At 69.8% G+C, this 6,184-nt stretch carries 8 protein-coding genes; 5 read left to right on the forward strand and 3 right to left on the reverse strand.

Going from position 1 to position 6,184, the window contains the following annotated elements:
- Nucleotides 1-4 precede the first annotated feature (4 nt).
- A complete protein-coding gene (locus HII36_RS52505) occupies nt 5-244 on the reverse strand; it encodes a helix-turn-helix domain-containing protein (RefSeq protein ID WP_173530908.1) in 240 nt (79 codons plus the stop codon).
- A complete protein-coding gene (locus HII36_RS57580; protein ID WP_328808291.1) occupies nt 244-468 on the reverse strand; it encodes a DUF6158 family protein in 225 nt (74 codons plus the stop codon). Before HII36_RS57580 ends, HII36_RS52505 begins: the two co-directional genes overlap by 1 nt.
- 95 nt (nt 469-563) lie before the next feature.
- On the opposite strand from HII36_RS57580, the gene HII36_RS52510 reads away from it, so the two are divergent.
- Nucleotides 564-1,496 (forward strand): LysR family transcriptional regulator, encoded by a 933-nt coding sequence (locus HII36_RS52510; RefSeq protein ID WP_173530909.1) that lies wholly within the window; start codon nt 564-566, stop codon nt 1,494-1,496.
- Between the two features lie 84 nt (nt 1,497-1,580).
- Nucleotides 1,581-3,029: a S1 family peptidase gene (locus HII36_RS52515; RefSeq protein WP_173530910.1), complete on the forward strand. Its 1,449-nt coding sequence runs from the start codon at nt 1,581-1,583 to the stop codon at nt 3,027-3,029.
- A gap of 35 nt (nt 3,030-3,064) precedes the next feature.
- Here HII36_RS52515 and HII36_RS52520 read toward each other — a convergent pair whose 3' ends face one another.
- Nucleotides 3,065-3,583: a histidine phosphatase family protein gene (locus HII36_RS52520; protein WP_173530911.1), complete on the reverse strand. Its 519-nt coding sequence runs from the start codon at nt 3,581-3,583 to the stop codon at nt 3,065-3,067.
- A gap of 86 nt (nt 3,584-3,669) precedes the next feature.
- On the opposite strand from HII36_RS52520, the gene HII36_RS52525 reads away from it, so the two are divergent.
- From HII36_RS52525 to HII36_RS52535, 3 genes are read left to right on the forward strand one after another with little or no spacing between them, the layout of a single operon-like run.
- Nucleotides 3,670-4,242: an NADPH-dependent FMN reductase gene (locus HII36_RS52525; RefSeq protein ID WP_173530912.1), complete on the forward strand. Its 573-nt coding sequence runs from the start codon at nt 3,670-3,672 to the stop codon at nt 4,240-4,242.
- 24 nt (nt 4,243-4,266) lie between these two features.
- Complete coding sequence (locus tag HII36_RS52530; RefSeq protein WP_407940913.1) at nt 4,267-5,361, forward strand: ATP-binding cassette domain-containing protein; 1,095 nt, start codon at nt 4,267-4,269, stop codon at nt 5,359-5,361.
- Nucleotides 5,247-6,089: an ABC transporter permease gene (locus tag HII36_RS52535; protein WP_173530913.1), complete on the forward strand. Its 843-nt coding sequence runs from the start codon at nt 5,247-5,249 to the stop codon at nt 6,087-6,089. Before HII36_RS52530 ends, HII36_RS52535 begins: the two co-directional genes overlap by 115 nt.
- The last annotated feature ends 95 nt before the right edge of the window (nt 6,090-6,184 follow it).

The raw sequence follows: 6,184 nt of genomic DNA on the forward strand, positions 1-6,184 counted from the left end.
GCGGTCAGTCGTACTCGACCTCGAACGTGTGCGGCCCCAGCCCGTAGCCCCCGCCCTTGGGGACCACGTACCCCTGCTCGATCAGCGTCGCCAGGCTCTGCCGCACCTCGGCCTCGCTCAGCCCCGACGCCCGCACCAGCGCGTCCAGCTCGGCCCCGCCCGTCTCCACCGTCTGGGCGGCCACCGCCTCGTACACGTGGATGTCGACGTCGGACAGTGCCTGCACATCATGGCCTTCGGTCATCAGCGGGTCCTCGCTCCCTCCCGCAGCCTGAACGGGTCCACCTCTCGTTCCGGATACCGCCGAAGGTATTCGGTCTCCAGCTCGTTGGTACGTGAAGTGTGTCGTGCCAATGCGTCGTCCGATCCATGGAAGAATGTGTCGGACCGGGTCGCGTGCAGATGGCGCAGCTCACGCACGACATCATCGTCGCTGAGCTCCGCTGGATTGATTCCCATCGTCGTCATGGGTTCCCTCTACCCCAGACACACCCGACAATATCTGTCATAATTCCTGACATATAGGCATTGTTTGTGGGAGATGACCGCCTTACCTTCCCGTTATGGACCTCGAGCTAAGGCACCTCAGGATCGTCCGCGCGGTAGCGGACGCGGGAAGTGTCAGTAAGGCCGCGTCCCTGCTGGGGCTGGCTCAGCCGGCCCTGACCGCCCAGCTCAAGCGCATCGAGAGGGTGCTCGGCGGCGCCCTGTTCGAGCGTGACCGCCATGGCGCCAGGCCGACCAGGCTTGGCGAACTGGTTCTCGCCCGCGCCAGGGTGCTCCTGCCCGCGGCGAAGGAACTGCAGGACGAAGCCGTACGATTCGCCCACACCCCATCCCCAGGCTTCCGCATCGGCGCCACCAACGGCCCGATACTCGGCGGCCTGGTCGACCGGCTCGCCGCGGAACGCACGGTGAGCACGTTCACCTCCTGGTCGACGCACGAGCTGACCGGCATGGTCGAGCTCGGCAGGCTCGACTACGTGCTGACCGGCGCCTGCGGCGACTCGGGCACCCCCACCGGAACCCTGCTGTGGGAGACGATCAGCCTCGACCCGGTCTTCATCCTGGTCGGCGAGGATCATCCCGTCGCCAAGGAGAAGGAGGTGGAGCTGGCCGATCTGGCCGGCGAGCAATGGTCGGTCACCCCAGGAGACGGTTGCTTCGGCGACTGCTTCGCGATGGCCTGCGCGCGGGCCGGGTTCACGCCGGGAACGATCTACGAGACCGACGTGCCCACCTGCACGCACCTCGCCCAGGTCGGCCGGGCCGTGGTGCTCTGCCAGGCCACCCACCAGCCGACGCCGGGGCTGGTGATGGTGCCGCTGTCCGGAGCGCCCTTACGGTGGCGGCAGTTGCTCGGCCGCCATCCCACCGCACCGGACGCCTCCTGGGTGGTCGCCCAGGCCAAGCAAGCCCACATGGAGGCCGTCCGCCGGAGCCCCGTCTACTACGACTGGCTCATCCGAAACCCGGGTTACGGCACCGCTCCATAACACGGTGATAGGGGCGAAGTAGTACTCCTCCGCTTCTGGGTCCGGCCTTACCGTGACGGCACCCCCAGCAGCAAGGAGACAACGATGCTCCGCCGCACCCCCGCGCTGATCGCGATCGCGGTCGGCGCCTTAGTCGTGCCCGCAACTCCCGCGGTCGCGGAGAAACCGCCCGATGGCGTGATCGCGTCCCTGCAGCGCGATCTCGGTATCACCCAGGAACAAGCGATCAATCGGATGGCCAACGAGGCCCGCGGCAACGCCGTCGCCCCCGGCCTGAGCAAGAAACTCGGTGATCGCTTCGCCGGCGTCTGGTACGAAGGCCAGGAAAGCACCCTCGTCGCCGCCTCGACCAGTGCCGCCGACACCGGCGCCATCGCCCGCTCGGGCGCCCGCGCCAGGATCGTGCCCCGCTCGCTCGCCCAGCTCGGCGCCGTCAAGGAGCGCCTGGACCGTTCCGCGCCCCCGGCCTCGGTACACAGCTGGGCCGTCACGCCGCAGACCAACTCGGTGTCCGTCCAGACCAGCGACCAGGCCGCCGCGCGGGCGTGGGTGAGCGCCAGCGGCGCGGACGCGACCGCGGTGACCTTCGACGCGTCGGCCGAGCGCCCGCGCCTGTTCTACGACATCCGCGGCGGTGACGCGTATTACATCCCGTCCGCGGGATACCGGTGCTCGGTCGGCTTCGCGGCCAGGCGCGGCACCCAGCTCGGCTTCACCACCGCCGGACACTGCGGCGACGTCGGCGACGCCACGAACGGCTACAACCAGGTGGCCCAGGGCACGTTCCAGATCTCGTCGTTCCCCGGCGACGACTACGCCTGGGTCTCCACCAACTCCAACTGGACCGCTCCCGGTGTGGTGAACGGCTACAGCGCCGGCATCCTGCCGGTCCGCGGCTCGACCGTCACCCAGCCGCAGGGCGCGGTGTGCCGCTCCGGCTCGACCACGCAGTGGCACTGCGGGACGGTCACGGCGCTCAACACCACCGTGAACTACCCCGAGGGCACGGTGTCCGGCCTGACCAGGACCACGGTGTGCGCGGAAGGCGGCGACTCCGGCGGCGCCTTCATCTCCGGCGACCAGGCCCAGGGCATGACGTCGGGCGGCTCGGGCAACTGCTCCAGCGGCGGCACCACGTACTTCCAGCCGCTCGGCGAGATCCTCTCGGTGGGCGGGCTGACGCTGGTCACCAGCGGCGGCCAGGACCCGGACCCGCCGGTGGGCTGCGAGGACTACCGCGAGCGGTACAACGGCACGCTGAGCTCGAACCAGAGCCAGTACCAGCCGAACAACTCCTACTACCAGTCCACCGCGTCGGGGACGCACGCCGCCTGCCTGGACGGGCCTTCCGGCGTCGACTTCGACGTCTACCTGCAGAAGTGGAACGGCTCGTCGTGGGCGACCGTCGCGCGCGGCGACAGCCCCAACCCGGACGAGACGATCAGCTACAACGGCACCGCGGGTTACTACCGTTACCGGGTGCACGCCTACAGCGGCTCGGGTTCGTACACGCTGGGCCTGAACCGTCCGTAACCGGCTGACGTGAGGGGGCCCGGCGCCCCCTCACGTCACGAAATCTCGTACTCCCAGCCGGGACGCCACTCGAACGGCGCGTCGACCAGCTCCTCCAGCGGGATCCCGTGCAGCAGGTGCTGCAGCGCCCACCGGTTGGCCGAGTGCGCGATGACCAGCACCACCCCGTCGCCTGGCAGGTCCTTCAGGAACGCCGCCGTCTCCGCCACCACCTGGCGGTAGCTCTGCCCGCCCGGCCAGGGCACGTCGATGTGCCGGGCGCGCAGCGGGGCCAGCTCGGCGACCGGCCGGCCGTTGTACTCGCCGTAGTCGCATTCGCGCAGCCGCCGGTCGAGCCGGACCTCCTTGCCGCCGCCGAACGCCACCTCCGCCGTCTGAACGGCCCGCCGCAGGTCGGAGGTGTAGACGAGGTCGACGTCGCGCCGCCGCTCGCCCAGTTGCCTGGCGTTCTCGACGCCGGTCGGCGACAGTTCGCCGGGCGACCAGCCGGTGGCGATTCCCGTCTCGTTGTCGACCGTGATCGCGTGCGTCTCGTAGATCAGCTTCACCGCCATGCCCCGACGTTATCGCCCGGCCGCTAGATCCGATCTAGCACGTGATCTAGCGCCTGAGGGGTGACGAGGCAGGGAGGGGGCGGAGCATGACGGACAGTCCGCTACGGGTGGCGGTCATCATCGGCAGCACCCGGGCCGGCCGCGCGGGCGCCGAGATCGGGGCCTGGTTCGCCGAGCACGCCGCCCGGCGCGACGACCTCGCGGTGGACGTCCTCGACCTGGCCGGATACGCCTTCCCCAGCAGCTATCCGGAACGGGCGACGCCGTCCATGTCCCGCTTCACCGCGGCGATCGGCGCCGCCGACGCGTTCGCGGTGGTCACCCCCGAGTACAACCGGAGCTTCCCCGCCTCGCTCAAGCAGGCCGTCGACTACGGCTACGACGAGTGGCGGGCCAAGCCGGTGGGTTTCGTGGCGTACGGGTCGGGTTCGACCGGTTTTTACGCCGTCGAGCAGCTTCGCACCGTCTTCGGGGCGCTGCACGCGGTCACCATGTGCGACTGGGTGGGTATCGACCTGCTGAGGAACGAGATCGGCGGCACCGGCCGCCCGTGCGACACCGACGACGTGCTCAGATCCGTGGCCGCCGTGCTCGACCAGCTCAGCTGGTGGGGCCGGGCGCTGCGCGCGGCCCGCTCCGCCCAGCCGTACGTCTCATGAAGATCACGAAGTCTTGTAAAGATCATGGAGAGGACGACCATGCGCGATCTGGCGATAGAAACCGCCGGACTGGTCAAGACCTTCGGCGACAACCGCGCCGTGGACGGGCTCGACCTCGCCGTCCCGGCCGGGGCCGTCTACGGCGTGCTCGGGCCGAACGGCGCCGGCAAGACGACCGCCGTACGCATGCTGGCCACGCTGCTGCGTCCCGACGCGGGCACGGCCACCGTCTTCGGGCACGACGTGGTGCGCGAGGCCGACGCCGTACGCAGCCGGGTGAGCCTGACCGGCCAGTACGCCTCGGTCGACGAGGAGATGACCGGCACCGAGAACCTGATCCTGCTGGCCAGGCTGCTCGGGCACGCCAAGCCCGCGGCCAAGGGCAGGGCCGCCGAGCTGCTGGAGGCGTTCGGGCTGACCGAGGCCGGCGAGCGGCAGGTCAAGACGTACTCGGGCGGCATGCGGCGCAGGCTCGACATCGCCGCGAGCATCCTGAACACGCCCGACCTGCTGTTCCTGGACGAACCCACCACCGGGCTCGACCCGCGCAGCCGCAACCAGGTCTGGGACATCGTGCGCATCGTCGTCGCCCACGGCACCACGGTCCTGCTGACCACCCAGTACCTGGAGGAGGCCGACCGGCTGGCGTCCAGGATCGCGGTCATCGACCACGGCAAGGTCATCGCCGAGGGCACGCCGGGCGAGCTGAAGTCGTCCGTCGGCTCGGGCTCGGTGCACGTGCGGCTGCGCGACCCCGCCCAGCGCGAGGACGCCGAGCGCGTGCTCGCCGAGACGCTCGACGCGCCCGTCTACCTGGAGGCCGACCCGGTGGCGCTGACCGCCCGCGTGACCGGCACCGGCCGCGAGGCCGAGCAGGCCTCGCGCGCACTCGGCCGACTCGCCGAGCGCGGCATCGTCGTCGACGACTTCTCCCTCGGCCAGCCCAGCCTGGACGAGGTCTTCCTGGCACTCACCGACCGCCCCGCCACCGAGGAGGCTCCCGCATGCGCACCACCACGCAGTCCGGCACCGGCTACGTCCCCGCCGCCGAGTCGCTCGGCGCGGTCCTCGCACCTGGGGCACGGCCGAAGCGGCCGAGCGCCTGGTCGGCGTCGATGACCTTCGGCTGGCGGGCGATGTTGAAGATCAAGCACGTGCCCGAGCAGCTGTTCGACGTGACCGCGTTCCCGATCATGATGACGCTGCTGTTCACATTCCTGTTCGGCGGCGCGCTGGCCGGCTCGCCGACCGAGTACCTGCAGTACCTGCTGCCGGGCATCATGGTGACGTCCGTGGTGATGATCACCATGTACACCGGGGTCGAGGTGAACAAGGACATCGAGAAAGGCGTCTTCGACCGCTTCCGCACCCTGCCGATCTGGCGTCCGTCGACTATGGTCGGCTACCTGCTCGGCGACGTCCTGCGCTACCTGCTCGCCTCGACCGTCATCCTCGCCGTCGGCCTCATCCTGGGCTTCCGCCCGGCGGGCGGGGTGCTGGGCGTGCTCGGCGGGATGGCGCTGCTGCTGGCGTTCTCGTTCGCCTTCTCCTGGGTGTGGACGATGTTCGGCCTGCTGCTGCGCAGCGAGAAGTCGGTGATGGGGGTCAGCATGCTGGTGCTGTTCCCGCTGACGTTCCTGAGCAACGTGTACGTGAACCCCGAGACGATGCCCGAGTGGCTGCAGATGTTCGTCAACGTCAACCCGATCACGCGGCTGGTGGCGGCGGTGCGGTCCCTGATGGCCGGCACGCCCGACACCGGGGAGATGGTGTGGGTGGCGGTGGCGTCGGTGCTGTTCATCGCGGTGTTCGGGACCTTGACGATGCGCCTGTACAACCGAAAGTAACGCACCGCACCCCGGCGCCGCGCCTCGGGACACCCACAGTGCCGGGAACCCGCACACCTGGAACCCCCGCACCTGAAACCCGCCCCGCTTGGGAC

It is taken from the genome of Nonomuraea antri, assembly GCF_013283785.1.
In the GTDB taxonomy this organism is placed as follows: Bacteria; Actinomycetota; Actinomycetes; order Streptosporangiales; family Streptosporangiaceae; genus Nonomuraea; species Nonomuraea antri.

What these genes read in the sequence shown, in the direction of transcription:
- HII36_RS52520 (WP_173530911.1), bottom strand. Translation starts at nt 3,583, where the DNA reads ATGGCGGTGAAGCTGATCTACGAGACGCACGCGATCACGGTCGACAAC.
- HII36_RS52505 (WP_173530908.1), bottom strand. Translation starts at nt 244, where the DNA reads ATGACCGAAGGCCATGATGTGCAGGCACTGTCCGACGTCGACATCCAC.
- HII36_RS52510 (WP_173530909.1), top strand. Translation starts at nt 564, where the DNA reads ATGGACCTCGAGCTAAGGCACCTCAGGATCGTCCGCGCGGTAGCGGAC.
- HII36_RS52525 (WP_173530912.1), top strand. Translation starts at nt 3,670, where the DNA reads ATGACGGACAGTCCGCTACGGGTGGCGGTCATCATCGGCAGCACCCGG.
- HII36_RS52515 (WP_173530910.1), top strand. Translation starts at nt 1,581, where the DNA reads ATGCTCCGCCGCACCCCCGCGCTGATCGCGATCGCGGTCGGCGCCTTA.
- HII36_RS52530 (WP_407940913.1), top strand. Translation starts at nt 4,267, where the DNA reads ATGGAGAGGACGACCATGCGCGATCTGGCGATAGAAACCGCCGGACTG.
- HII36_RS52535 (WP_173530913.1), top strand. Translation starts at nt 5,247, where the DNA reads ATGCGCACCACCACGCAGTCCGGCACCGGCTACGTCCCCGCCGCCGAG.
- HII36_RS57580 (WP_328808291.1), bottom strand. Translation starts at nt 468, where the DNA reads ATGACGACGATGGGAATCAATCCAGCGGAGCTCAGCGACGATGATGTC.